The 26,421-nt window shown below is 36.3% G+C and carries 33 protein-coding genes; 1 reads left to right on the top strand and 32 read right to left on the bottom strand.

Features of this window, described 5'->3' with window-relative positions; genetic code table 11:
* Window positions 1-14: 14 nt before the first annotated feature.
* The 32 genes from spoIVB to FHY60_RS06770 all read right to left on the bottom strand — a co-directional run bounded on the left by spoIVB (window position 15) and on the right by FHY60_RS06770 (window position 24,345).
* Window positions 15-1,244: a SpoIVB peptidase gene (spoIVB, locus tag FHY60_RS06925; RefSeq protein WP_139904287.1), complete on the bottom strand. Its 1,230-nt coding sequence runs from the start codon at window positions 1,242-1,244 to the stop codon at window positions 15-17.
* Window positions 1,245-1,591: 347 nt separating this feature from the next.
* Window positions 1,592-3,301 carry a DNA repair protein RecN gene (gene recN / locus FHY60_RS06920; RefSeq protein WP_139904286.1) on the bottom strand — a complete coding sequence of 570 codons (1,710 nt, stop codon included), beginning with the start codon at window positions 3,299-3,301 and terminating at the stop codon, window positions 1,592-1,594.
* Between the two features lie 23 nt (window positions 3,302-3,324).
* Window positions 3,325-3,777, bottom strand: coding sequence for an arginine repressor (locus FHY60_RS06915; RefSeq protein WP_139904285.1), 453 nt, complete (start codon window positions 3,775-3,777; stop codon window positions 3,325-3,327).
* A gap of 2 nt (window positions 3,778-3,779) precedes the next feature.
* Entirely contained in the window at window positions 3,780-4,634 is an 855-nt protein-coding gene (locus FHY60_RS06910) for an NAD(+)/NADH kinase (protein WP_139904284.1), read from the bottom strand.
* Between the two features lie 25 nt (window positions 4,635-4,659).
* Window positions 4,660-5,472, bottom strand: coding sequence for a TlyA family RNA methyltransferase (locus FHY60_RS06905; protein WP_139904283.1), 813 nt, complete (start codon window positions 5,470-5,472; stop codon window positions 4,660-4,662).
* Window positions 5,465-7,348, bottom strand: a complete 1,884-nt coding sequence (dxs, locus tag FHY60_RS06900; protein ID WP_139904282.1) for a 1-deoxy-D-xylulose-5-phosphate synthase — start codon at window positions 7,346-7,348, stop codon at window positions 5,465-5,467. Before dxs ends, FHY60_RS06905 begins: the two co-directional genes overlap by 8 nt.
* Before the next feature lie 21 nt (window positions 7,349-7,369).
* Window positions 7,370-8,239: a polyprenyl synthetase family protein gene (locus FHY60_RS06895; protein ID WP_139904281.1), complete on the bottom strand. Its 870-nt coding sequence runs from the start codon at window positions 8,237-8,239 to the stop codon at window positions 7,370-7,372.
* Window positions 8,236-8,460 carry an exodeoxyribonuclease VII small subunit gene (locus tag FHY60_RS06890; protein WP_139904280.1) on the bottom strand — a complete coding sequence of 75 codons (225 nt, stop codon included), beginning with the start codon at window positions 8,458-8,460 and terminating at the stop codon, window positions 8,236-8,238. The genes FHY60_RS06895 and FHY60_RS06890 overlap by 4 nt, the downstream gene beginning before the upstream one ends.
* Before the next feature lie 2 nt (window positions 8,461-8,462).
* Window positions 8,463-9,665, bottom strand: coding sequence for an exodeoxyribonuclease VII large subunit (gene xseA, locus FHY60_RS06885; protein ID WP_139904279.1), 1,203 nt, complete (start codon window positions 9,663-9,665; stop codon window positions 8,463-8,465).
* Complete coding sequence (locus FHY60_RS06880; RefSeq protein WP_139904278.1) at window positions 9,655-10,503, bottom strand: bifunctional 5,10-methylenetetrahydrofolate dehydrogenase/5,10-methenyltetrahydrofolate cyclohydrolase; 849 nt, start codon at window positions 10,501-10,503, stop codon at window positions 9,655-9,657. The genes xseA and FHY60_RS06880 overlap by 11 nt, the downstream gene beginning before the upstream one ends.
* 11 nt (window positions 10,504-10,514) lie before the next feature.
* The gene (gene nusB / locus FHY60_RS06875) at window positions 10,515-10,928 is read right to left on the bottom strand and encodes a transcription antitermination factor NusB (RefSeq protein ID WP_139904277.1); all 414 of its coding nucleotides are present in this window, start codon (window positions 10,926-10,928) and stop codon (window positions 10,515-10,517) included.
* A 161-nt stretch (window positions 10,929-11,089) separates the two neighbouring features.
* Window positions 11,090-11,482 (bottom strand): Asp23/Gls24 family envelope stress response protein, encoded by a 393-nt coding sequence (locus FHY60_RS06870; protein WP_139904276.1) that lies wholly within the window; start codon window positions 11,480-11,482, stop codon window positions 11,090-11,092.
* 82 nt (window positions 11,483-11,564) lie between these two features.
* Complete coding sequence (locus FHY60_RS06865; protein ID WP_163215891.1) at window positions 11,565-12,080, bottom strand: SpoIIIAH-like family protein; 516 nt, start codon at window positions 12,078-12,080, stop codon at window positions 11,565-11,567.
* 41 nt (window positions 12,081-12,121) lie between these two features.
* The gene (spoIIIAG, locus tag FHY60_RS06860) at window positions 12,122-12,712 is read right to left on the bottom strand and encodes a stage III sporulation protein AG (protein ID WP_139904274.1); all 591 of its coding nucleotides are present in this window, start codon (window positions 12,710-12,712) and stop codon (window positions 12,122-12,124) included.
* 46 nt (window positions 12,713-12,758) lie between these two features.
* The gene (spoIIIAF, locus tag FHY60_RS06855) at window positions 12,759-13,343 is read right to left on the bottom strand and encodes a stage III sporulation protein AF (protein ID WP_139904273.1); all 585 of its coding nucleotides are present in this window, start codon (window positions 13,341-13,343) and stop codon (window positions 12,759-12,761) included.
* Between the two features lie 37 nt (window positions 13,344-13,380).
* Window positions 13,381-14,532, bottom strand: coding sequence for a stage III sporulation protein AE (gene spoIIIAE, locus FHY60_RS06850; protein ID WP_139904272.1), 1,152 nt, complete (start codon window positions 14,530-14,532; stop codon window positions 13,381-13,383).
* A 9-nt stretch (window positions 14,533-14,541) separates the two neighbouring features.
* The gene (gene spoIIIAD / locus FHY60_RS06845; RefSeq protein WP_139904271.1) at window positions 14,542-14,925 is read right to left on the bottom strand and encodes a stage III sporulation protein AD; all 384 of its coding nucleotides are present in this window, start codon (window positions 14,923-14,925) and stop codon (window positions 14,542-14,544) included.
* A gap of 9 nt (window positions 14,926-14,934) precedes the next feature.
* Window positions 14,935-15,132, bottom strand: a complete 198-nt coding sequence (gene spoIIIAC / locus FHY60_RS06840) for a stage III sporulation protein AC (protein ID WP_139904270.1) — start codon at window positions 15,130-15,132, stop codon at window positions 14,935-14,937.
* A 15-nt stretch (window positions 15,133-15,147) separates the two neighbouring features.
* The gene (spoIIIAB, locus tag FHY60_RS06835) at window positions 15,148-15,666 is read right to left on the bottom strand and encodes a stage III sporulation protein SpoIIIAB (RefSeq protein WP_139904269.1); all 519 of its coding nucleotides are present in this window, start codon (window positions 15,664-15,666) and stop codon (window positions 15,148-15,150) included.
* Window positions 15,659-16,594 carry a stage III sporulation protein AA gene (gene spoIIIAA, locus FHY60_RS06830; protein ID WP_139904268.1) on the bottom strand — a complete coding sequence of 312 codons (936 nt, stop codon included), beginning with the start codon at window positions 16,592-16,594 and terminating at the stop codon, window positions 15,659-15,661. Before spoIIIAA ends, spoIIIAB begins: the two co-directional genes overlap by 8 nt.
* Before the next feature lie 151 nt (window positions 16,595-16,745).
* The gene (locus tag FHY60_RS06825) at window positions 16,746-17,141 is read right to left on the bottom strand and encodes a CD1247 N-terminal domain-containing protein (RefSeq protein WP_139904267.1); all 396 of its coding nucleotides are present in this window, start codon (window positions 17,139-17,141) and stop codon (window positions 16,746-16,748) included.
* A gap of 41 nt (window positions 17,142-17,182) precedes the next feature.
* Complete coding sequence (gene efp / locus FHY60_RS06820; RefSeq protein WP_139904266.1) at window positions 17,183-17,740, bottom strand: elongation factor P; 558 nt, start codon at window positions 17,738-17,740, stop codon at window positions 17,183-17,185.
* A gap of 184 nt (window positions 17,741-17,924) precedes the next feature.
* Window positions 17,925-18,329, bottom strand: a complete 405-nt coding sequence (locus tag FHY60_RS06815) for a hypothetical protein (RefSeq protein ID WP_139904265.1) — start codon at window positions 18,327-18,329, stop codon at window positions 17,925-17,927.
* Window positions 18,330-18,334: 5 nt separating this feature from the next.
* The gene (locus FHY60_RS06810; RefSeq protein WP_139904264.1) at window positions 18,335-18,799 is read right to left on the bottom strand and encodes a hypothetical protein; all 465 of its coding nucleotides are present in this window, start codon (window positions 18,797-18,799) and stop codon (window positions 18,335-18,337) included.
* Window positions 18,796-19,485 carry a hypothetical protein gene (locus tag FHY60_RS06805; RefSeq protein WP_139904263.1) on the bottom strand — a complete coding sequence of 230 codons (690 nt, stop codon included), beginning with the start codon at window positions 19,483-19,485 and terminating at the stop codon, window positions 18,796-18,798. Before FHY60_RS06805 ends, FHY60_RS06810 begins: the two co-directional genes overlap by 4 nt.
* 5 nt (window positions 19,486-19,490) lie before the next feature.
* The gene (locus FHY60_RS06800; RefSeq protein ID WP_139904262.1) at window positions 19,491-19,940 is read right to left on the bottom strand and encodes a hypothetical protein; all 450 of its coding nucleotides are present in this window, start codon (window positions 19,938-19,940) and stop codon (window positions 19,491-19,493) included.
* Window positions 19,913-20,401, bottom strand: a complete 489-nt coding sequence (locus FHY60_RS06795; protein WP_139904261.1) for a type II secretion system protein — start codon at window positions 20,399-20,401, stop codon at window positions 19,913-19,915. Before FHY60_RS06795 ends, FHY60_RS06800 begins: the two co-directional genes overlap by 28 nt.
* On the bottom strand, window positions 20,373-20,819 hold the full coding sequence (locus FHY60_RS06790; RefSeq protein ID WP_139904260.1) for a prepilin-type N-terminal cleavage/methylation domain-containing protein: 447 nt from the start codon (window positions 20,817-20,819) through the stop codon (window positions 20,373-20,375). The genes FHY60_RS06795 and FHY60_RS06790 overlap by 29 nt, the downstream gene beginning before the upstream one ends.
* Window positions 20,800-21,249 (bottom strand): pilus assembly FimT family protein, encoded by a 450-nt coding sequence (locus tag FHY60_RS06785; RefSeq protein ID WP_163215887.1) that lies wholly within the window; start codon window positions 21,247-21,249, stop codon window positions 20,800-20,802. The genes FHY60_RS06790 and FHY60_RS06785 overlap by 20 nt, the downstream gene beginning before the upstream one ends.
* On the bottom strand, window positions 21,239-21,622 hold the full coding sequence (locus FHY60_RS06780; protein ID WP_163215885.1) for a prepilin-type N-terminal cleavage/methylation domain-containing protein: 384 nt from the start codon (window positions 21,620-21,622) through the stop codon (window positions 21,239-21,241). Before FHY60_RS06780 ends, FHY60_RS06785 begins: the two co-directional genes overlap by 11 nt.
* A 17-nt stretch (window positions 21,623-21,639) precedes the next feature.
* Window positions 21,640-22,827 carry a type II secretion system F family protein gene (locus FHY60_RS06775; RefSeq protein WP_139904257.1) on the bottom strand — a complete coding sequence of 396 codons (1,188 nt, stop codon included), beginning with the start codon at window positions 22,825-22,827 and terminating at the stop codon, window positions 21,640-21,642.
* Between the two features lie 9 nt (window positions 22,828-22,836).
* Window positions 22,837-24,345, bottom strand: a complete 1,509-nt coding sequence (locus tag FHY60_RS06770) for a GspE/PulE family protein (protein WP_139904256.1) — start codon at window positions 24,343-24,345, stop codon at window positions 22,837-22,839.
* A gap of 223 nt (window positions 24,346-24,568) precedes the next feature.
* On the opposite strand from FHY60_RS06770, the gene FHY60_RS06765 reads away from it, so the two are divergent.
* A complete protein-coding gene (locus FHY60_RS06765) occupies window positions 24,569-26,335 on the top strand; it encodes an Rqc2 family fibronectin-binding protein (protein WP_139904255.1) in 1,767 nt (588 codons plus the stop codon).
* The last annotated feature ends 86 nt before the right edge of the window (window positions 26,336-26,421 follow it).

Raw genomic sequence — 26,421 nt, 5'->3', positions numbered from 1 at the left:
AGCGACCTTTTTCATTAATCCACTATTTTTGAGTCTTTTAACATCCATTCTATATATATGCCATAGCCAGTATCAGGCTTATTTATCAAAACATGTGTTACTGCTCCAACAATTTTATTGTTTTGAATAATTGGACTACCACTCATACCTTGAACAATTCCACCGGTCTTAGCCAGTAACCTGGGGTCTGTAACCTTAATTACCATACTTTTGGGTCCAGGCGTATCTTGATCTAATAGCTTTTCTATTTTAATATCATAGTACTGTGGCCCCTTGTCATCTAAAGTTGTGATTATTTGTGCATCGCCAACTTGAATTTCATCCCTCAGTGCTACTTTCATAGGCTTCACTTTATTTCCCTCTAATATTGACTTATTAGCCTTACCAAATATACCACATTCAGTGTTGCTATTTATTTGTCCTAACACATTACTTTCATTTACAAAAACGCCCTTTAATTCTCCCGGAGTTCCTCTGACACCTTTTCTTATGTTTACTATAGATGATGCAACAAGTTCTCCTTTATCCACATTTAAGATTGTTCCTGTATCCACATCGGTTATAGGATGACCTAATGCAGCAAAACTACCGGTCTTTTCATCATAGAAGGTCAGTGTTCCAACACCAGCGGTGGAGTCTCTTACCCACAATCCGATTTTATATTTCTTTTCCTTTGGTATTTTAACCGGTTTAACTAACTTTATTATGCTTTCACCTTTTCTTTCTACCTCAATTTTTACTTCCTTACCTTCAGATTCATTTATTAAATCTGAGAGCATTTCCGCATTTTTTACAGACTTATCATTGATGCTTAATATACTGTCTCCAACCATGATACCGCTTTGAGCCGCAGGACTTGATACTTTACTGTTATCTACTTCTATGTCACTTAGGGCTACTACCAATACACCCTTGGTATTCAGTTTTACCCCTATGCTGGTTCCTCCGGGGTATAGGCTTAAGTCCGGGACTCTTTTTACGTCAACGGATTTAACAGAAAACAAGCCTAGGAGTTTCACATCCGCTTTTGAGTTTAATTCAGGCTGGTCCTTTACCTTCCCAACTGCTAAGGCAGATACGTCTTTTCTTTCATTTACTTTTAAGAGGTAACTTGATTTTATTTCGTCCTTTACTCGTATAAACATTGTATTAGGTATTTTCTCTATAGAAAGAAACAAACTTAAAATCAAAAATACCACAGGAGTTAAAATATACATGATCTTGTATGCCTTTTTCCTACCCATTATTTTAACCTCCTTTTATCCTTTTAGTATTCTTACTTTGACTATAGATTAATACTTGAACAAACATATATTTTCGAATCTATAGTCATTACTGCCTTTAATTTTAAGTTTCCCGATTTTGAAATATGTTATGCTATAATAAATCTACATAGAAAGCCAATAGTTTAGTGTATATGTTTAATAATGTTTTGTATATTTTAGCAAGGCCTGGATATAGAATTCATATGATATAAAATTTAATAAATCATACACATTATTTTTTCATAAACAAAAAAAACTATAAGCATAAAAACTTATAGTTTTATTTTTTCTAAAATTTATAAAATTATGTATTATTTATTTTGTTTTTAAACTTTGATTGATTCACAAATAGTCTTTTTTAACTTATCTGCCATTTGAATCAGCTGCTTAGAATTATTTACAGTAATATTGGTTACTTCAATACCACCAATCATCCTGCTTATTTCTTCTATCTTTTCCTCCTTGGAAAGCCTTTTAACATTTGTATAAGTCTTATCTTCTATAATCTCTTTGTAAACCCTGTAATGGGAATCTGACATAGTGGCAATCTGCGGGAGATGGGTGATACAAAATACTTGATGTTTGCATGATATCAAGTACATTTTTTCAGCAACCTTTTGGGCTATTGCTCCACTGATACCGGTATCTATTTCGTCAAATATAACTGTTGGTATCATATCTCTGTCTATAAATACCGTCTTCAAGGATAACATAATTCTTGACAATTCTCCACCGGAAGCTATTTTTTCTAAAGGCTTCAAAGGTTCTCCCGGATTGGTGGAAATTAAGAACTGCACCTTATCAAAGCCATTATTTCTCAGTACATTGTCCTTATCAACCTGGACCCTAAATACGCTTTTTGCCATGCCGATATCGGAAAGCTGGTCTTTTATTTTCTCTTCTAACACAGATGCATATTCATTTCTCACACAGTGTAACTTTTCTGCTAGATTCATGCACTTTTTTTCAATCTTCTTTTTTTCTTCAAGCAACTTGTTTACTATTTCATCCTTGTTTATTATTTCTTCCAAATCTTTTTGTAATTTATCTCTATAGGTCAAGATTTGTTCAATGGTATTACCATACTTTTTCTTAAGCTTGCCAATTTCATATATTCTGCTGTTTACCTCAGATAGTTCGTCCACATCATAATAATAACTATCCTTTACAGACCTTAGTTCACCAATATTTTGCTCTATATTAAAATATGCTTCTTCCAGGCTATCTCCAATTTTTTTAGCAATTTTTACTTTATCTTGAATAGATCTTAGCTCCTTTATGACATTATCCAGTGCATCATACACAGAAGCACTTCCTTCCATTCCATTATAAAGTAACTCATAACTATAATTTAATACACTGCTGATTTTCTCTGCATTTGTCAGAACCTCAGCTCTTTCCTCAAGCTCAACATCCTCACCTCTTCTTAGCTTTGCAGCTTCAATCTCCTGAAGTTGAAATTGGAGGTAACTGGCTACTTTTGCACTTTGCTCATCCTTTCCCCTTAAGCTTTCAATCTTAGAATTTATTTCGGAAAGCCTATGATAGTACTCTTTGTATTCAACCATAAGTCCCTGTAATGCACTTCCGCTGTATCCATCCAGATAATGGATGTGAGTGGAGGAATTAAATAAATTTACATTTTCATGCTGTCCATGTATATCTATAAGAGTTTCAGTGATTTCTCTTAAGGCAGATAAGATAACAGACTTTCCGTTTACTTTTATATTACTTCTGCCTGAATTAAAACTCTCTCTGCTTATAATGACAACATCATCAAATTCAATTTCCATTTTGCGTAAAATATTTTTTGTATTGTCATTATCTAAACTGAACACTGCTTCTACATAGGTGCTGCTCTCACCAGTTCTTATCAGATCTTTATTAAACTTGCTACCTAAAACATAATTTATGGCATCTATAAGTATAGATTTACCTGCTCCTGTCTCTCCGGTTAATACATTAAAGCCTTCTTGAAAATTTAACGATAGCCCTTCGATCAACGCAAAGTTCTTTATATTCATTTGCAGAAGCATCTGCTAACCTCCTGTATGTTAATTTAAGAATTTAATAGTTTTTTTATTTTTTTCACCAGTTCTTGGGCCTTCTCAACACCACGTACCACGATAAAAATTGTATTATCTCCAGCTATGGTTCCGGCTATCTCTTCAAAATTCAAAGAATCTATAGCTTCTGCCGCTGCAGAAGCAGATCCTGTTATAGTTTTTATTATAACCATATTCTCTACATTCTCCACATATAGCACTGTCTGAGAGAATATGTTAACCAATTTGTTTGATAAAAAATTTTGCTCCGGAGTTATAGCCACATATTTGTACTTCCCACTATTGGATAGTACCTTAATCAATTTTAATTCCTTTATATCTCTGGAAACTGTGGCCTGGGTAACATCCATTCCACAGCGTTTCAGTTCCTCTGCCAGTTCTTCCTGAGTCTCTATTTCCTTTGAGTTAATAATTTCTATTATTTTTGCATGACGTAAAACTTTCATTATCAATCACCTTCACAACTTATTTCTCTGGTTCTCCAAATAATTTTATCTCTTAAAACATTAAAATAATCATAATTTTTAAGTCTTATCAGGCTGCATTTCCAATCAGATAAGCTGATTGTTATCACTGAGCCCTTGTCTAGTTTTAAAGATTCCTGCCCATCAACCGTAAGAAAAATACTCTCATTCCAGTCCTGGATCAATATTTGCACTATGCTTTTTGAATCCAGTACCAGGCTCCTTAATCCAGGGGACTGAGGGCAAATTGGGGTTACTTCGATTAAGCTAAGTGTTGGGTATAAAATAGGTCCTCCGGCAGATAATGCATAAGCAGTAGATCCCGTAGGAGTTGATACTATAACTCCATCAGCATTAAACTCAGTGTACAAATTATTGTCCACCTTAATTTGATATTTTACCATTCTCGCCAAAGCACCCTTAGACAATACAATATCATTAAGTGAGGCATAGACCAGTGACTTTTCCTTATTTGATATTTCGCATCTGAGCATAATTCGATTTTCCACATTGTAATTGTTTTCTTTTATCTGTAGAAGAGCTCTTTCAAGCTCTTCCTTTTCAACACTGGCCAAGAAACCAAGATTTCCGATATTGACACCCAGTATGGGTATATTGTGCTTACATAGGGCACGGGCAGTTCTGATTATTGTTCCGTCTCCGCCTAAGGTAATCATCATTTGCATTTTATCCAAAACAGAGTCATCTTCTGTTTCACTATCTTTAAAAGTATATATTATACTGTCAGTAAATATCCTTTCCACACAGCTTCGTACTTCTTTTAAGATAAAACCGGTTTTATCCTTTGAACTATTGATGTTTAAACCAATATATCTCATTGTACCTCCTATGGAGTTCTAATCTTTAATCTAATTCCTTATGAGATTTTTGCACTACCTTATCAATTAAAGTTTCGTCAAACTCACACTTTGAGTTATTATCCTTCTTCATATATAATAAATACTCAATGTTTCCTTCAGGCCCTTTTATTGGTGAATATTCTATATTTATAATACTAAATCCTTCTTTTATTGAAAAATTTACAACCTTTTCTATTACTTCTTTGTGGGTGCTCCTGTCTCTAACCACACCCTTTTTTCCGACCTTTTCTCTGCCAGCTTCAAACTGAGGTTTTATCAGGGCCAGTACCTCTCCTTCTTCCTTCAGCAGTGCCTTAACCGCCGGTAATACCTTGGTGAGTGAGATAAAAGATACATCAATGGAGGCCATATCGCATAGTTCTCCCAAGTCTTCCGGAGTGACGTACCGTATATTTGTCCTCTCCATACAAACCACTCTTGGATCGATTCTCAATTTCCATGCAAATTGGCCATAGCCAACATCTATGGAGTACACCTTACTTGCTCCATTTTGCAGCATGCAGTCAGTAAAGCCTCCCGTTGATGCTCCTATGTCCATACAAACCTTGTCTTTGAGGTCAATGTTAAATTCTCTTATGGCCTTTTCAAGCTTGTAGCCCCCCCTACTTACATAGGGCATTTCATTGCCTCTGAACTCAATTACATCTTCCTTTTTAACAACCTGACCGGCCTTTGTAACCTTGATTCCATTGACATAGACATCACCGGCCATTATACCGGCCTGGGCCTTTTCTCTGGAACTAAAAATTCCCTTTTCCACAAGTACTACATCAAGTCTAGCTTTCGTTTCACTCATTCTTTACTCCTTCATTTTGTGATATACTTATTACTCGTTTTGCAATTCCTTCGGCATCTAGTCCATATTGCTTATAAAGTAAATCCGGATGTCCCTGCTGAATAAACTCATCCTTAAAGCCCATATTGTACACTTTTATGCTGCTGTTTGTACTATTAACATAGTCCAGCACCATGGAACCAAACCCACCATTTATCACATTGTCCTCAAGTGTTACTATTTGGGCTCCTCTTTGTATCAGTTCATCAAGTAATTTTTTATCTATAGGTTTAACTGAATATGCATTTATCAGTGCAGTATTAATGCCTGCCTCCTTAAGGATCTCACAGGCTCTTATTGCATGGCTCACCATTTTGCCGGTGGCGATTATTACTATATCGCCGTCCTCCTTTAGAATTTCCCAGCAGCCGGGGGCTATATTTTCAACCGGTTTTAACGGTGCACTGCTGCTGTCTCCCCCTCTTGGGTACCTGATTGCAACGGGTCCGGTGTAATCTACGGCCCATCTCAGCATTGATCTCAATTCCACGGTGTTTTTGGGGGCCATGAGAACTAAGTTAGGCATATGTGAAAGATAGGATATATCAAAAAGCCCTTGGTGGGTTTCACCATCCTCTCCAACAATTCCCGCTCGGTCAATAGCAAATATTACGGGCAGCTTTTGTATGCACACATCATGTAAAACCTGATCATAGGCCCTTTGCAAAAATGTAGAATATACCGCAAACACCGGCCTATAACCTTCTCTGGCCATACCTGCCGCCAAAGTCACAGCATGCTGTTCAGCTATGCCTACATCAAAAAATCTTTCCTCAAATCTTTGTGCAAATTTTCCAAGTCCTGTACCATCTTTCATAGCAGCAGTTATTGCTATAACCTTTTTATTTTTTTCTGCTATCTTTACAATTTCATCCCCAAAGGTGCTGGAGTAAGTTTCACCGGCTGTGAAGCATATTTCTCCGCTGTCACAGTCAAAGGGGCCTACTCCATGGTACTTATTGGGGTTCTTCTCTGCAAAGTCATAGCCCTTTCCCTTTTGTGTAATTGTATGAATCAATACAGGACCTTCAATGTTTTTTGCTAAAGCCAGAACCTTACTAAGCTCTTTAATATTATGTCCATCTATTGGTCCAAAATATTTAATGCCCATTTCTTCAAAGAGCATTCCCGGTACTATAAATTGCTTTATACTGTCTTTGATTTTATTTATACTATTAACTACACCCTTGCCTAAAGAACTCTTTTGCAGTGTAGAATTAAATTCATTTTTAAATTTATTATAGGTTGGTGTTACCCTCAACTTACTTAAGTAGGTTGAAAGTCCGCCTACATTATTGGCAATAGACATTTGATTGTCGTTTAATACAATTATTATATTAGTTTTCCTGTCACCCACATCATTCAGTGCCTCAAAAGCCATGCCGCCCGTCAGGGCACCATCACCTATAACTGCAACAATACTGTGTTTTTCTCCTTTTAAATCCCTGACTCTCGCCATTCCCAATGCTGCAGAAATTGAGGTACTGCTGTGGCCGGTCTTAAACATATCATAGGGACTTTCCTCAGGCTTAGGAAAGCCGCTTATTCCGCCGTACTGTCGTAGCTTATCGAAGCGGTCCCTCCTGCCTGTAAGAATCTTGTGTACATAAGCCTGGTGACCAACATCCCAAATAAGTCTATCCTGCTTAAAGTTGAATACATTGTATAAACTTATAGTAAGTTCTACCACTCCTAGATTTGAGGCTAAATGTCCTCCAGTCTTTGATACCTTATCTATTAAAAAAGCCCTTATTTCTTCGCTTAGAATTTCCAATTCTGATAAAGTCATTTTTTTAATATCAGTAGGCTCTTCAAATCTATCAAGTATTTTATACATTATAAATCTTCCTTTTCGTTTTTAGTATTCTCTAGTAAGGAGAAAGTTAGTCAACTGCTGTAAATCATCTGTATTGGCCTTTAATTTCTTTAACAGTTCAATACACTCCGAAGTTAAATCTATACAGATTTTTTTGCATTCCTCTAATCCATATTCGGTAATGTAAGTAGTCTTATTGTTTTCTATGTCACTGTTCACTTTTTTTCCCAATACATTAGTGTCGCCTATAACATCGAGAATATCATCCTTAACCTGAAAAGCTAAACCAAGTTTCTCTCCATATGATTCTAAGATTTCCAAGTCTTCTTTTGATGCACCGCCTATTACGGCACCTGCCAAAATTGCGGCCTTGATCAAGGCACCGGTTTTCTGCCTGTGCATGTAATTTAGTACATCTAAATCAACTTTTTTATCTTCACTGAGTATATCTACCACTTGTCCGCCAATCATTCCCTCCACACCGCTGGCTTCCAGGATTATATTCGCGGCCTCAAGTGCCTTATCTCCATGCTTAAGAGCATGTTTTATCAATATATTAGCTGCTTCATTTAGCAGTCCATCACCGGCCAATATTGCCATAGCTTCTCCATAAACCCTATGACAGGTTGGCTTTCCCCGTCTTAAATCGTCATTGTCCATACTGGGCAGGTCGTCATGAATCAGTGAATAGGTATGTATCATTTCTATTGCCCCGGCAACTTCTATTACTTCACTATAATTTTCACCATATAGACCATAAGTCAACATCGTGAGTAAAGGTCTTATCCTCTTTCCGCCGACAGATAAACTGTAGCTCATAGTTTCGTAAATTAGCTTGTTATATCCACCTTTACCTTGGAAATATTGCTCCAGCCATTTATCTATTTCTTCCTTTAATTGCTGTGCTATCATACTTGCTCCTCATTTTCAAAATCTATTTCTGCACCATTATTTAGTATTTTTATTTTTCCCTCAGCTTCGTTCAGCATTTTATAAAGCTTATTGCAGCTTTTCATGCCCTCTTCATAATGCTTGATGGAATCATCTAAGGACAAATCACCTTTTTCCATCCTCAGTATAATCTCTTCAAGTTTTTCCATTATTTCTTCATAGCTTTCTTTTTTCTTTGCCATAGCTATTCTCCTTTAAAACAAACATTGGCTTTCACTTTGCCATCCTTCAGTGTAATATAAATACTATCTTGAGTTTTTAAAACAGCACTGCTGCTTATAACCTTGTTTTCTTCATCTTGAATAACTGCATAGCCCTTGTTTAAAATGTTCAAAGGATTGTGGGCTCCCAGCAAGGCATTGGCTCTGGCAAGCTGCTCCTTCTTAATTCCTATAACCATTTGCATACTATGCAACAACCGGCTTTTTAGATTATCAACAGTATTGTAGCTGTTCACTATGTAGTTTACGGGATTATTTAATTCCAATCTGCTTTTATATCTCTCTAAGATATTTCTTTTACTGCTTAGCTCTCTTTCAAATACTCTTCCAAGCCGTATTTGTAAGGAGTTGACTTTCTCGTTAAAATCCCTGATGGAGGGCACAGCTATCTCAGCGGCAGCAGAGGGTGTAGGTGCTCTTCTGTCGCTTACAAAATCTATTATTGTAAAGTCCGTTTCATGTCCAACTCCGGATATGATTGGCTTTTTAGACTTGAAAACCTCATAGGCCAGAGCCTCATCGTTAAAGCTCCACAACTCCTCAATGGAGCCACCACCTCTGGCTATGATTATGGTGTCAATATCTTCCACGGAGTTGAGGTATCGTATCCCTTTAATGATCTCTTCACTGGCTCCTTTACCTTGAACCAACGAAGGGTAAATAAGCAGGTTTACCTTACTGTTTCTTCTCTTTGCCACATTTATTATATCTCTTACAGCTGCACCGGTGGGAGACGTTATTACTCCAATTCTTCGTGGAAATTGCGGAATTTCCTTCTTATATTCATCTTTGAACAAGCCTTCTTTTTGCAACTTTTCCTTTAGCTTTATAAAAGCAGCAAACAGCTCACCAATACCTACCTGCACCATCTTATTGCAGTAAAGCTGATAGGTTCCCTCTTTTAGGTATGTGGACACTCTACCTACTACTTCTACGTTCATTCCATTTTCAGGTACAAAGTCTAAGCCCTCAGCATCACTTCGGAACATTACTGCGCTGATTTTACCATATTCATCCTTTAAAGAAAAGTATACGTGTCCACTATTATGAACTTTCAAGTTAGAAATTTCTCCTCTAACATGGACATTGCTCAAAATAAAGTCATTATCCATAACTTTTTTAATATAATTGTTAAGGGCACTTACTGATACTACTTTAATATACATTTTGCTTATACGCCTCACATAGGTTTTTTATGAGCATTATTGTGGTCATTGCTCCAACTCCTCCCGGTACCGGAGTTACATAGGCTGCTTTTTCAATAACCTCCTCATACGATACATCCCCGGTTATCTTTCCATTTACAGAAGTGGTACCAACATCGATAACGATGGCACCTTCTTTTACATAGTCAGCTGTAACAAAGCCCGGCTTTCCTATAGCAGTTATCAGAATATCCGCCCTGCTGCAAATTTCTGCTAAATTAACTGTCTGGGAATGACATATGGTTACGGTGCAGTTTTCGTTAAGCATGAGCTGTGCTACAGGCTTTCCCACAATATTGCTTCTTCCGATTATAACGGCATGTTTTCCTGCCAAAGACGTACCGGTGCTTTTTATTAAGTTTAAAACACTCATAGGTGTGCAAGGTATAAAGCTAGATTCCCCTTTATAATACTTGCCATTATTTACATCTGTTAAACAGTCAATGTCCTTTTTATAGGAAATTGCTGAAGTGACCTTCTTTTCATCTATATGTTTGGGCAGTGGAAGGAACAACATAATTCCGTCTACACTTTCATCATTATTAAGATATGTAATGAGTTCACAAAGTTTCTCTTCACTTATGTCTTCTTCCCTGTGATGTACCTTGACAGTTATGCCTAAATCATTACAGAGCTTTATGACATTGTTCAGATAGTAATGCGACCCACCATCATTTCCAATTATTATCGGCGCCATACAGGGTACTCTTTTCCCTTCCTTTACCATGATCTCCGTAAAACTCCTAATCTCAGCTTTAAATTTTACAGCAAGCTCCTTTCCGTTGATGGCAAACCCCATATTACCTCCTCCTAAATCCTGCCTTCACTTTTGGCGATTTTATCCAAAACTCCGTTGATAAATGCAACGGACTTATCTTCAGAGTACCTTTTTGCAATTTCTACAGCTTCATTGATGAAAACCGCTGCCGGAGTTTCAACATCGTTAATTATCTCATAGGTACTGCATCTCAATAAAGCTAAATTTATCCTGGAAATTCTGTTCATTTTCCAACCGGTAAGATGCATTTCAATTTTTTTATCTAGGCTTTCAATATTTTCATTGACTCCGTTGATCAGTTTTTTTATATATTCTATATCCAGCTCAGGAAGCTCCTCTTTATATTGTTCCAAATAATTCTCTATGGCCTCTTCCAGAGTATATTTATTGATTGACATCTGATATAGTAATTTAACCGCTTCTTCTCTTGATAATCTTCTATTCACTATAAAATCCTCCATATAACAATAAATTTGCTCATATTTTTATTATCAACTATATTATAAAAAAAATATACAGCAATTTCATAAAATAATAAATATTTATGCAAAAATATTAGTCATTATAACATGGAAACACCCTCTGGGTAAACAGAGGGTGTTAATATTTATTCCTCGATTAATTCGTTATTGTCTTCATTCTTGGCAACAATAACATTGTGTACAAATATGTTCACAGCAGATACTTTTAAACCTGTCATTGTCTCAACTGCCTTTTTTACACCATCTTGAACAGCCTTCGCAACTTCCGGTATCTTTATTCCATATTCTACCGCAACTGCTATATCTATTGAAGCACTTTCTTCTCCAACATTAACTTTAACGCCTTTTGAAGGATTCTTTTTACCACCAAGTATCTGGGTTATACCACCGGCTAAACCTGTGCTCATGCCGACAATCCCCTTAACTTCAGCAGCAGCAAGGCCTGCTATAACACCTACGACGTCGTCTGATATCTTTACAATACCCATATTAGCTGAGCTGTTTATATTTTCATCCATGACCGTCCCTCCTCATCTTGCATAACGCAAAACTAAATCATATGTACATTATATCAAATGTAATAATATTTTACAAATGTTATTACTTTAATTCAACCTCAACATTGCTAATTTTTGCAACGCTGTAAACTACATCTTTTATAACTTTGCCGTCTGTATCGGTTAATTCGCTATGTGGATACTTGATTATTACTCTTGCCTTAGTATAGTCATTTTCTATTGTACATATTACGTCTTCAAAGCCTTTTCCTTTTAAGTGTTGCATGATGGTCTGTTCATTCTTTTGAGCCTCCACCATTTGAGCGTAGCTTTCACTGGCTGCGGTTCTCTGAGCTTCGTCCAAGTTTTTGTCCTCTGCCATTGCTCTTAAATTAGATAGGGCCATGGCATCTCTTTGTTCCTTTTGTTCAAGAGCTGTAGCAAAGTAGTTAGCTGATGTTTCAGCAGCGTCGTCATCATCTAGAGTTAATAGACTGCCTTCACTTGTAAATTCGCTGTTTGTTACCTCAAGTGGTCCATTCACCTTCGCTGCCAATATACCGGCACATACTATGAGCGCCAGTAAAGTCACAATAATACCTGCTTGTTTTTTATTCATTTTTATTCCTCCCATCTATTTTTCTATTGAATTATATGCTGCTAATTCATAGCAAATACCTGAATTTTGTAATTCGGAATGCCAAAGAAACTTGATATGGCCGCTATAATATCTTTTTTGATTTTCTCATTTTCTGCACCTTCTGCAACTATAATCACACCTTCGACCTTGGGGTTTATCTTCTTCAGTATAAAGGGTGTGGTTTTTCCTCCATCGGTGGATACAACAACCTCTTGGCCGTTGTTATCTTGCTCTATCTTCCTCTCACCTCCTTCATTATCCTTTTCTATGGTTGTACTTTTACCCCCATTTGTATTATAGGCAGGTATGTATTCCTCACCACATTCAAAGTTGATCATTAAGTCTACCCTACCTACGCCCTTCATCTTTGAAAGCATTGCTTTCAGCTCCTTTTTCGTCTGCTCCTCGTAGCTTGTGAGAACATTTGCGGTGCTTACGCTTTCATTTGAAGTTGTCTCCTGTGTTGAGGTGGTGACAGCAGAGGATGGTGTTTTAAAGAAATTTGACAGCATTACCAGTAAAACTCCCAGCAAGAAAACAACCACAATATTATAAGCATTTTTCTTTGAAGTCAATTTGTTTATAGTATCCATTAAACCCTTTAAGTTCATTTCTATCTCCCCCTGTATATCTCAATATTTAAAGCAGTGCAAGACGTCATTTTTGAAACTTGTATACTAAGATCTTCTCTTCCGGAAGGTCCAAAACTGTACTTAAATAATCCCTGACCTCTAAGCCATATTGGCTGTCATCTAAGTTATCCTTTTTTGAACTGGAACTTGTCTTTATATCAACTTTTTCTATTTTGCTTATGGCTCCATTATCCATTCTGACACTGATACTTTCTATTACAAACTCCTCTTTTTCCTCATCATATGCTACCTTAGCATCTACCTCTGCCTTATCCTTAGGGTATATTTCCTTTAGCTTCTCAACGCAAAGCTTTTCCAGATTAAGCTTGAACACATACAGGGTATCCTTAAGACTGCTTTCCCTTAAACTTTTTGTGCTGTCTTCTATTTGATTTTCTACTGAAACCGCAGCATTGTTCATAAAGGCGGTTATTTCAGAGCCTTCATTTAGAAACTTTACAAGAGGATTTATTATCACTGTCATGAGAATTAAGCCCAATACGAACTTACAATATTTCTTTAGATTGTTGTCCGGTAGGATCATTTCTACAGCGGTTATAAAGAATACTGTAGTACAAATGTTGATGATCCAGTTCCTTAAAGCATCCACTGCCCGCCACCTTCTTTCTCCATTAACCTATACTCTCTCAAGTCAACACAACCTTTCCCGTAGCTGCCAAGATTGATACCATGACAAAAAACATCACTGATACGGAAACGAGGCAGGACATTATCAGTATTAGAGAATCGCCGGCAGTAGTGATACTGTTGACAAATTTCTTATCACTTATGGGCTCTATCATAGCGGCAGTAAACTTATATAGCATGGCCATAATAAATAGCTTAATGACCGGAAAGGCAACAATGACAATGATCAAAACCAGTCCCAGAGCGGAAAGTGAATTCTTCAGCAGGATTGAGTAACCGGCCACGGAAGAGATGGCATCAGAAAGGCACTTACCTACAACTGGAACAAAATTATCTACCATGTACTTGGTAGTTTTTACTGTTACCTGGTCTATAGTTTTAGAGGTAATCCCTCTAATACTTAATATTCCAATAAATAGGGTCATGGTGATCCCCTGGATCCATATGGCCCATTGATTTATCAGTTTCGTGAGCTTACTTATCTTATAGTCCTCAGATATGTTGTTTACAAACTGAAGTATAAAACCGATCATTATCAAAGGAATTATGATAGTGACATAAAGCCTTGCCGCAATATTGGCACCGGCAACCACTATGGGGTTCATCACTGCTGCTTCGGTAACTCCTCCTACGCTGGCCACCAGCATTATGAGCACCGGCACCAAGGCCGTCATAAAATCTGTCATCTGCAGTATGGTTTCCTTAGCCAGGTTTAAACCAACAAGAAAACTCTTGGATACAACAATAATAAGTACCGAATAGCAGGCAAAGTAGGCTATATTTGAAAGACTTTCATTGCTGAAGGCTTTCTGGAGATTGTGCAGCAGGGCTGCCACCACTGCAATAACTACTATAATTACCATAAGCTTTGCCGAAAGTGCCAGTTCTTTGAGCACATATGTAAGAATAATCTTATATATTTGTCTATTTGTTAGACCGTCATCTCCCGTCTCTATAAAATTATCCACGTACTGCTGAACGTCTAATTCATTTATTATTTCATATTTGTTCTTCATGTTTGATATGTAATCATATAGAGATTGGATTTTTTCCTCGTCCTTTACGCTAAACCCATGTTGCTCATCTGCATATACCCTTACAGGTACCACCAGAACTAAAATCAAAGTTAACAACATTATTATCTTTTTCATTGTTTTCACCTACATAATCTTTAGAATTGATTGAAGTACGGCCATTAGTATAGGAATTGCCAAAACAAGGATCAATATCTTCCCTGAAAATTCTACTTTCGAAGCCAGACTGCTTTCGCCGGCATCCCTGCAGATCTCACTGCAGAAAGAGGCAAGATAGGCAATGCCAAGAATCTTTAAAACCGTATTGAGATATACAAAATCTATGTTTGCCTTCGCCGCCAGCTGCTGCAGGAACTGCATTACTGCAGTAATTTTTGTCAGCATAAAAAGGAAAATGACAATTCCGGCCACTATACTAATTTGAACTGCAATGTCGCTCCTTCTGTCCTTAAATATCTGTACAATACACAATGCAATAAAAGCAAAGGAAACAATCTTTATGATATCCATAAGTCTCACCTATAGCTGGAACATAGCTTGCACATCTTTAAATAATTTGCTAATGAGGCTTATAACCATCATTAAAATTATTACTATGCCCGCCAGGTTAGTTATTGCGGCCACATCATCCTTGCCGTTACTCTTTAGCACCTTGTCCAAAATAATAAGTAATATTCCGGTAGCTCCTATCTTAAAAAGTAAAGAAACATCCAACATCCCACCATACCTCCATTAAATTAGTATAATTGCCACAGCCGCCCCCAAAGAAAAGCCTAAGAATCTGTACATCTTAACATTCTTGTCCACATTTCCTTCCAGCGTCTGTATTATGGTCTTTAAATTATGTTCACTGAGGCTAAAAACCTTTTTATGTCCATCCAGATCCGATTCTCCCAGTGCCTTGGCCAAATCCAATAGAATCTCTTTGTCTTCCTTTGTTAAACAATTTTCTTCCACCTCTTCACTTAAAGCTGATAAAAATGCATCATATACGGAATTACTTCCGTTGCTTTTTAGTTGCTTAGACACCCTTTCAAAGATTATATTTATAGGATACTTGCTTTTACCGGCAACGCTATCGCAGGCATCCGGCAGTGTAGTTCTGGTAAAAAATATTTCATTTTGTAATTGAATCAGGGCACTTTGTATTTCTCTAAGCTGTACTAGCCTCTTCCTGGCATTTTCAGCAAATATAAAACCCAACAGGGTGGAAGCCAAAACTATAAGTACCGCACCAAAGATTTTAATCATCTCGTTTCCTCCAAATATAATCTTTTCTTGTAAAATCGTAGATTTTCTCTAATGTACCTACTCCATTCCTATTACTTAGTATTACAGCTCTATTAAAAACATGATTGTTAATTAAATCCTTGAAAACTACTCTGCCATAAAAATCCTCTAAGCCATTGCCGTGTATTGTGGAAATCAAATTAACCCCACAGCTTAAGGCCGATAATATGCTTTCCATATCCCTATATGTACCAATTTCATCACATACTATGACCTCCGGTGACATGCTTCTTATGGCCATAATAATGCCTTCACTCTTCAGGCAGTTGTCAAAGACATCAGTCCGAATACCTACCTTCATCTGTGGCACTCCATCACAACAAGCCGCCAGTTCACTTCTCTCATCAATGATACATACCTTTTTCCCTGATAAGCCCAGGGACTTCATTCCCGTAGATATGTTTCTGGCCATATCTCTTAAAATTGTTGTCTTACCGCATTTGGGTGGAGATATTATTATGGTATTTAGAATATTATTTTCATTGATGATAAAAGGCATTATCTTATCGGAACAGCCAATGACTTCTCGTGATACTCTGATGTTTATTGAAGCTATATTTTTTATTGTTTTTACCTTATTGTCTTCCATCACACACTTGCCGCAAAGCCCCACCCTGTGGCCGCCTTTAATAGTAATAAACCCTTGCTTTATCTCTTCTTCAAAAGCATATAGTGAATAATTGCTTGTCCTCTGCATAATTGTCTTTAAATCTTCCATGGTGGAAATATAATTTAATATACATTCCTGATTGTCTAGGTTCAAAATCACAGGATTATTGGCTTTAATTCTTATTTCCTGTAACTTATCAAGATTTGGAAGTTTCTTTAAGATTAACTGCAGATTCTGAGGTAATATGCACAAAATTTCATTAGTATCCATATGTTTCATCTCACTCAAAAACACTAAGTTTTAGAGTAGTTCTTCACCTCCCTTCATATATAATCTTTATTTAGCAGTAGCAAAATTTATTACAAACAAAATAAAAAAATCCTTAAGTATTTTTTACTTAAGGATTTTCTTACTTAAATTATATTCTTATTTAGTCATTGGAACCTTCATTTATGTTACTTATGAGATCATAGCTGCAATTAGGACAACCTATTTCTTCATTGTTATCAATGATGGCCTTATCTATATATATAATCTCTCCACAACGCGGGCACTGATGTTCAACGAAGTTATCCTCAGATAAATAGTCTTCAGTATCATCAATTCCATAGAATTCCTCTTCTACGTACTGTAAATCATCGTCCAAAGTACTGATATACATTTCCAAATGGTCCTGTCTATATTCAATCTCATCCAACTTATCTGCCATTTCATACATTACTTTAAGCATGGCAGAAATAATTCTACCTTCTTTACTATTTAAGTCTATGGCTAGCCCATCTACCATACCCTGTAAATAGGATACCTTTGACTTCATCGAGTCCATAATCTACACTCCCTCATCAGTATCATAGCCAAACAGAGCCCTTATACTCTTTCCATGTACTCTCCGGTTCTTGTATCTATTCTGATTGTATCTCCTTCATTAACAAACAGTGGTACGTTAACAACTGCACCGGTTTCTACCTTAGCTGGCTTAAGTGTATTTGTTGCAGTATTTCCCTTGAAGCCAGGTTCTGTTTCAACTATTTGAAGTTCTACAAAGTTTGGAGCTTCTACTGAGAATGCTTCACCCTTATAGAATTTTATGATTGCAAACATGTTTTCCTTTAGGTACTTTATAGCATCTTCTACTTTTTCATAGTTAAGAGGAATTTGCTCAAAAGTTTCCTGATCCATGAAGTAGTATAACTCACCATCAGAATATAGATATTGCATTTCTTTTCTTTCTATTACAGCTTCTTGGAACTTTTCTGTTGGGTTGAAAGTTCTATCTGTAACACCGCCAGAAATTACGTTTCTTAGCTTTGTTCTAACGAAAGCTGCTCCCTTTCCAGGCTTAACATGTAAAAAGTCTATTACTGTATACACTTGTCCATCTAACTCAAAAGTGGTTCCTTTTCTTAAATCTCCTGCTGAAATCATTCAGTATCCCTCCAAATATTAAATTCGTTAATATTATAACCTTTTCAGGTATATTAATACCATTCTATACATAGTTCTACCTTATTATAGTATTAAGCCAATGATTATTTTATCAAAATATATAGCTATTTGCAAATATTATTATTAAATTTTGATAAAAATATTACTTTTTAACTCTTATGCATCAAAGCTCAAAGGTTACAAATATTCGATTAGCGTCCTCTTCACCCTCTATGTATTTTTTTATCTCTTTGAAACCTCTGCTATTTTGCAAATTGTTTAACATGAGTTCAATGTCATCAATTGTACCTGTCATGCTTAATTCGGCTTCTATATGCCTTCCGTCTTCCCCAAGGGAAAAGCTTAAGACCCTACATTTTGAATTTTCGGTATAAATAGACTCCAGCACATCAAAAAGGCTTACCGGCGGCACTGTAGGAGATTCAACAACATCCACGATTTCATTTTTTTCATTATAATATTGCTGCTCATTTATATTCTCCACTTCAAGTTCTATTATTACATGAATTTGAATAATCAACAGAAAAAATAATAGAACACTTATAAAACTGTACCATATCTTTTTCATTTAATTTATTCCGCTCCCTTTACTGATAGTTCAATATTCAGTTTAAAGTTTTCCTGAACTGCTTCTATGGGGGAAAGCTTCTCAATTATAAAAGCTCCCTTATCCTCTATGTCTTTTACAAAGCTAATACATTGTTTTGGACTTTGTGCAATCACTCCTAAAATGAGCCTGTTATTTTCATATACAAAGCTTGAAATGCGGACATTGTCTTCCGCTAATCCATAAACTTTTCTGCGGAGTTCAATTATATTTACTTGCTTACTGCTTTTTTTACTGTCCTCAACTTTTATATTGCTAAAGACAGGCTTACTTTTAGCCGTCTCTATGTCAGACCGCTTCTTTTCTGCTTCTTGCAGTACAAATATGTTCAGAAGAACCAACAAAAGTATTAAGAAAAAGTAGAGCTTGCTTTCTCTTTTTTCAATATTTTTTATATACTCCTCGGAAATAAAATTGTGCTTTTTAATCATATTACACCTATATATTTTTTAATTATTTTATCTTCGCTGATTTTTCCAAGATCCTTCACAGAAAAGTGTTCTGCCAGGCATTCTATATGGCCTTTGCTATGGTAATTGAGGAACACTATGGGAAAATTGATATCAGTAGTTATCTTATCTCCACAACCAATACATTTCTTGATTATATCTAACAAATTACCACTACCATTGTCAGCAAATTTAAATATACTGCTGCTTTCAACCCCTCCACCAGCATAAAATACCAAATAAGTAAACTCTCCACTGGTAAATATTAACACAAACTCACTTTTCTTAAGTATTTTTTCAACATAATAGAGGTAGCAAAACTGAATTAAATACACACCCTTTACTTTCGCACCCTTGTTCAGGGCCTCAAATAGTTGTTCCTTTTTGGAGTTGATACAATAAAGCCTTATTTTATATTTGTTTGAACTCTTGCTCAAAATATTATAGCTGTAGCAAAGTTTGCTTATGTCATCAAAGTTATAGATCATATGATTTTTTATCATTTTGCTCAACCACTTGGTTTTGGTGGCGGGAATATATAAGGTATCTATATATATGTCTTCTTCATAATAGATAAATACAAAAGACCCCCTGCATCTTTTTCCCAATTCACTCTTTATTGTTTCTATGTTGCTGTTATATATTTTGATCACTTTTTTAAAGCTCATATATTTTACCTCTTTGTAAACTTACTATGAACCAAATTAAATTTTACTCCGGTACTTGTAGGATATATGCTATAGTACTCAGTGCAGTTCTTAATACTATTATAGGGATATGTAAGTGTTAATAGGTCTTTACCTTCGTTAAAGGTCAAGGTAGTGTCCCCATGTCGGAAATTAACCCAGCTGTTATCATTCCTCAAGCATTGTAGGATGCTTTCTCTGTCAGTAATAGTGGTCTTAGCTTTTAATTGTCCATAAAAATCACTAAATATCTTCTCTTTTATAAAATTAATGGTGCTTGTGGTCTCAAGCATCTGCCTTTTGTACTGCAGGTCCTTATACCTATCAATTTGAAATTTAAAGCCTACTATAGCCGTTAACAGAATCAGCGTGCCAACCAAAAGCACATAAATTGCCGCATTGCCATCCTTCATCTTATGTACTGAGTATTTATGCATTTTGAAAACTTTTCCCCCCTATCAGTGGTAATTTCAATTATCACAACCCCTTCATACATATTAACCGCAAAATTGCTAACCTTTCTCAGAAAAACATTGGTAGCTTCTACATAACCTCTTTTAGTGTGCTCTATCACCAGCTTTTCTCCTTCCCTCTTGATATAATCTATCTCCTCATATGCAGGCACTTCCAAATACCTCTTCATCCTTATATAACTTGGATAGAAATGGACTTCGCTATTGCCATTACATACTTCACTTTCTATATACCTAAATGCCTCACCTATATAAAACTCTTCCCTGCTTTCAATTACAGCCCTGTTAAAGTCCTTTGAAAAAAATATAAAGGCTGAAAGTACAGCGGCAGCCAGTATACTAATTATAGAAAGGGAAGTAATAAGTTCAATCAAGGTGCTACCTCCCCTGCTTCTACTAATTATAGTTTCCCTTATAAATTTCATGGCTTAAAACCTCTAACTTTCCATTAATCAAGTAACTGAGCTGAAGTGAAATAGTAATTACACCACTTTCTGATACAGCTGTAATTTTTATGTTTTTACCTCCACTGCCCGGTGAGGACTTTAATAATGTAAGTATATTATTCCTGCTCAAAGTATTGGGGTTAATGTTCTCATCTGCAATATACATAGGTTCAGAACCTATGCATGCTGCTAATTCGTTATAACTGCAATTTGACAGCAGACTGGTTGCGGTAGTTTCAATACAGTTTAAATACATACTTAGTGCAGTGTTGTAGTTTTTTTGCTTAACCTTTAAGAGGTGCAGGGACAAGCCACAAAACACTATAATTGTAATCATACTTAAGGCTATCAAGCTCTCTAAAAGGGTATAGCCTTTTTTAATTTTTAATTTCAACATATGACGTACCCACACTTATTGTTATTTCATGTATTTTATTCTCCAAGTCCACGAAGGACATAGTACATGCATCCGACGTAAACCCCTTGTTATTAAAATTCAGCTTTGCATCGCCGTTACTTACATTAATACTATATAATTTTAAACCTTTAGGTACATTGAGTATCCTTTTTACATCAGTGCCTACATTAAAAATTAATCTGTTTCCCGCAACATCGAATTTTATGTAGCCACTGGTATCTCTATAATAACAGTATTGCTTACAGCTGTTTATAAAGCTCATAATTGAGTTATTGCATTGATCAACCAAGATCTTGTTTCTATACTTTTCATAGGTGGTGAAGTATTTTATAAACATCATAGATAAGATAGTCAGGATAGATATAGTAATCATAAGTTCTATTAGGGTATAGCCTTTTTTAATTTTCATAGATCTTGCGCCCATGTTCGAAATCCTCTATTTGCACCTTGTAATTTGAGAGATTTGCTGATAATTTATAGGTTTTTGACTCATACACATAATTCATACTGATAGTCTTTTGTAGGTTATTAACTATCATATTACTTACAGGGATTCCGGTAAGGACATCGATATTAGCTGCTAAGGCAGTGCTGTCAAGCTTGTTGCCACAAGCTTCATAGGTCCACACAATGGCCTCAAAGATCACCTGACCATTGGAAGAGGCACAGGCATCCTTTGATTTATTAATGTAGTATTTGTATCCTATGGTTGTAACCGTAGATAAAATAGTTATTATTGAAATGACCACTACTACTTCAACAAGGGTAAAGCCTTTTTTCAAATCTCTCACTCCAGCAATCAGATATTGTACATACTAAACATGGGTAATGCTATGGAAATGACAATAATCCCTACTATGAAACCCACAAGGATAATAGCTAAAGGTTGGATGAGCTCTAAGGCCTTTTCTATTTGAGAGTTCAATTCATCCTCCAAAATTCCCAAAAGCCTGCCCAGCATTTCACATAATTTCCCTGTCTCTTCACCAAGTTTTATAACAGAAAGACTGGTGTAGTCTATCACTTCTACACTTAAAAGTGCCTCCAGTATACTTTCCCCTTCCCTAATCTGGGATACAGACTTGCTTATCTGTAATCTCAGGTTATCATCCTTTAACACCGCTGCTGACCCTTCTAAGGCCTTTACAATAGTGCTTCCTCCGCTGTGTAAAAGATAAACTCCATAAAGAAATTCATAGTTACTCCGTTTGAAATATACCTTGTTGTATACCGGTATCTTTTTCACTATTGAAGAAATTTTAATCCTCTTATTTTTTATTAAATAGGTCAACAACACTGCCAGCAGCCCGGTGACCAATAAAACATAAGGTAGGTTTACCTTTAGAAAATGGCTGAGTGCCATAACAATATATGTGATTAAGGGTATCTCTCCTCCCATGGAAGTTATCATATTTACCATAGAGGGCACTATGGTTATTAGTAAGATCATTGCTACTATTATGGTAAAAGTAAGGACACAAACTGGATATGCCGCAGTAGCTGCAACCTTGCCTTTAAGCTTATTTTCCTTATAGTAGTATATGGATAGGTTGTTGAATATTTCTGCCAAGCTTCCTGACTCCTCGCCAATGTTGACCATATGCAGCATAAATTCAGGAAAACCATTTGGTGCATTTTTCATGGCCTCATATAAGGAGGCTCCCCTTCTCAGGTCCCCAAGTATATAAACACAATTGTCGTATATCTGTCCATTCTTTAATTGAAAACAGCACATTTTAATGGCTTCCAATATTGGAATACCAATCTCCAACATAGTGCCTATCTGCTTGCAAAAGAAAGATAGGTTCTTTAGCTTTATTTTCTGCTGAAGTCTAAACCCCTTGATATTTAGGCTGGTCTGAACATCCAGCAAGTGTTGTTTTTTTGAGTAAAGGTAGGCTATCAGTTCCTTAGAATCACTGCACTGATATTCTCCTTTTGAGATCTTTCCATCATAGCCTATAGCCTTGTACCGATAAGTTTTCATATAATTCACCTAACTAAAGATTTTTCCATTTGACACTCTGATCAACTCTTCTGTGGTGGTTAGACCTTTTAAAACCAAGGCCTTGCATTGTGCTGTTAGATTGGTTCCACTGATAGTCCCCTTGCTCTTACTGCAGGCCTCTCCCTTTAATATCTGCCTGCGGACATCCTCTTCTATTATCAGTATTTCCGACAGTACCGTCCTGCTAAAATAGCCGCTATGGTTGCATGCCTGACAACCTCTCCCCTTGTACAGTGTTGTGACTTTCTGGTCTGCAAACATACTCATTTCAATCTGATCGGGCCTATAGCTCTCCTTACAATGGCTGCATATTCTTCTTACCAGTCTTTGTGCAATAACTGCAATGAGAGCATCTGCCAGAAGATATCTTTCAACTCCCATTTCCACCAATCTGTTTACAGCTCCTATGGCATCGTTGGTATGAAGGGTTGATAATACCAGGTGTCCGGTAATGGCTGCTCTTATGGCTATGGCAGCAGTCTCTTCATCTCTGATCTCACCTATCATAATCACGTCGGGGTCCTGCCTTAATATACTCCTCAATCCTACGGCAAAGGTTATACCCGCCTTCACATTTACAGATATCTGATTTATACCCTTCATCGTATACTCAACTGGGTCTTCAATAGAGGTTATATTTATACTCTTTCTATTCAGTTCCTTAAGCATTGCATATAGAGTAGTGGACTTACCGCTGCCCGTTGGCCCCGTAACCAAAATTATTCCGCTGTTATGCATTAACAGCCTTTTGATCAACTTACTCTGGTCCAAATCCTCATAAATACTTTCAATATTGCAATAGTCTATGGTTTTGTCTAAAATTCTAATGACGAACTTTTCACCGAAAAGCACAGGAATAGAAGATATTCTCAGGTCCAATTCTCTTTCTCCGTAAAAATAATGATATTTACCATCCTGAGGAATTCTCTTTTCTGAGATATCCATGGAGCATAAAACCTTCAACCTGGTAGAAACTGCGCTGTATACTTCCACCGGTAAGTTTAAAAACTCCATAAGACTGCCGTCTACTCTATACCTAACCATGAGGTTACCTTCCTGGGGTTCCAAATGTATATCACTGGCCCTAACAATAATTGCATTATTTATAATATAGTCCAGGATTACCACTGCCGGAGCACTTTCATCGTCCTTACCCATTATTTTAGGAGTATTCTTCTTCTCTTCACCTTCAGTGTCCTTCTTCAGTCTGCTTACGGCCTTGTTGAACTTTAAATATCCATAAGCCCTGGGGATCATTTCAACTAACTTATCTTCAGCAATTTTAATTATGTAAAGCTTCATATTTGTTATTAATTTGAGCCTTGCCAGAAGTTCTGCATCCTCATTGCATCTCATGGCAATATGAAGTGTATCATCAATCACTTTAATAGGCAGTACCTTGTTCTTTACTGCAAACTCCTCCGGCACCAAATTTAACGCTTCTACATCCAGCTTATCAGTATCTAGGTCTTTATGGTCCAAATTATACTCAAACACATGGTCTCACCTCACACATAAAATATTATTTACCATTATTTTCTTTTTAAACATTTGCGTTATATTTTTTGAGATATTTTGTATCAATTTCCGAAGTTCCTTCTATTTTTAATCCCCACTTGACAACTCCGTTTTATTTATCTTAACATTAAATCATTATATTCTGTATGGAGGTTCTGAGGGCTTCCATAGAGAATTTTCCTAAGAGGAAAGGGTGGTTATTATGGCTTTTGATGGTATATTTCTATATGCCTTATCCTTGGAGTTAAAAAATGATCTGTTAAACGGGAAAGTAGATAAAGTTAATCAGCCTGAAAAGGATGAAATTATTCTAACAATAAGAAACGGAAATAAAAACAGAAAGGTGCTGATAAGTGCCAGTTCCAACTATCCCCGAATACATTTTACCGATAGAAATAAGCAAAACCCAATGCAGCCCCCAATGTTTTGTATGCTGCTAAGAAAATATCTGCTAGGTGGTAAAATCATAGGTATCCAGCAAATGTCTTCCGACAGGATATTGACCATAGATTTTGAAAGTACCGATGAGATGGGCTTTGACAGCATCTATAGTTTAATAATAGAGATAATGGGTAGACACAGTAACATTACTCTTGTACGTAAAAGAGACGGTATTGTCATGGACAGCATCAAACATATAACACCTGATATAAACTCTTATCGAAGTCTTTATCCCGGTATAAAATACAAATATCCTCCGGAATCAGAAAAGTTAAATCCTTTTGATTTTTCCTTAAAAGATTTGCAAGATAAAATCAGTTACGATATTGTTGAATTATTGCCTAATAGCTTTTCAAATTTATTTGTAGGCGTAAGTGGCACTTTATCTACGGAGTTGTACAACAGGTTAACTCAGGATACTAAAAAAATAACAGTAGAGTCAGTGGATAAATTATATATCTTTTTTAAGAACTTCTTCGATGGGTTAAAATCAGAAAACTTCACCTTCACTCTCTATACCGATGATACCGGCAATTATAAGGACTTTTATTGTTTTCCTTTGACACAGCCAAAAGACTATAAAGTGGTCGTCTTCGACAGCGCCAGCAAACTTCTCGATACCTTTTACTATGTTAAGGATAAGCAGGATAGGTTGAACCAAAAGAGTGCAGACCTGCAAAAACTGATAACCAACAACATAGACCGTTGTAATAAAAAAAGTGCCATCCTTAAGAATGCTCTTAAGGAATGTGAAAAGAAGGATAAATTCCAGCTCTACGGAGAGCTCCTTACTGCTAATATTTACAGCGTTAATAAGGGAGATAAGTATGTTGAAGTGTATAATTACTACTCTGATGTGGAGGAGTATGTAAAAATTCCTTTAGATGAAAATAAGACACCGTCAGAAAATATCCAGCAGTATTATAAAAAGTACAACAAGCTAAAAAAGACTGAAGAGGCAGCCCTAGAGCAACTTAAGAACAACGAAAGTGAGACAGAATATCTTCAATCTGTACTTACCAATGTTAAAAATTGTGACAGCTATGATGAAATTGAAGATATAAGAAGAGAATTGGCAGAAACGGGATATATAAAGTTTAAAAAGATTTCTGCAAAAACAAAAGCCTCTCAGTCAAAACCTCTCCACTTTAAATCCACCGATGGAGCGGATATTTACGTAGGTAAAAATAATATACAAAACGATTATCTTACACTAAAATTTGCAGAAAGACAGGATATATGGCTTCACACAAAAAACATACCTGGCTCTCATGTAATTATTAAGAATAATGGTAGTATATCCGATAAAACCTTGGAAGAGGCCGCTGTTTTAGCCGCTTTTTACAGCAAGGCAAAGGATTCCACTAAAGTGCCGGTGGATTATACAGAAGTTAGGAATGTAAAGAAACCTTCCGGTGCAAAACCTGGGATGGTTATATACACAACCAATAAAACTATATATGTTGATCCTTATGATATAAAGGAGACAAAGGGACGTAGTTTCTGTCCCAGAACTATAGTTACTTAAAATAACAAAAAATATAAACACAGAATAAACAGAGGAACTGAGAACACGGAAGGATTTTTACTTTTCCGTGTCTTCAGGCACCTCCG

Origin of the sequence: Clostridium thermarum, assembly GCF_006351925.1 — a bacterium.
Classification (GTDB): domain Bacteria; phylum Bacillota; class Clostridia; order Clostridiales; family Clostridiaceae; genus Clostridium_AU; species Clostridium_AU thermarum.
The sequence above is the reverse complement of the archived record's forward strand: the minus strand, read 5'-3'. Positions and strand labels throughout refer to the sequence as shown.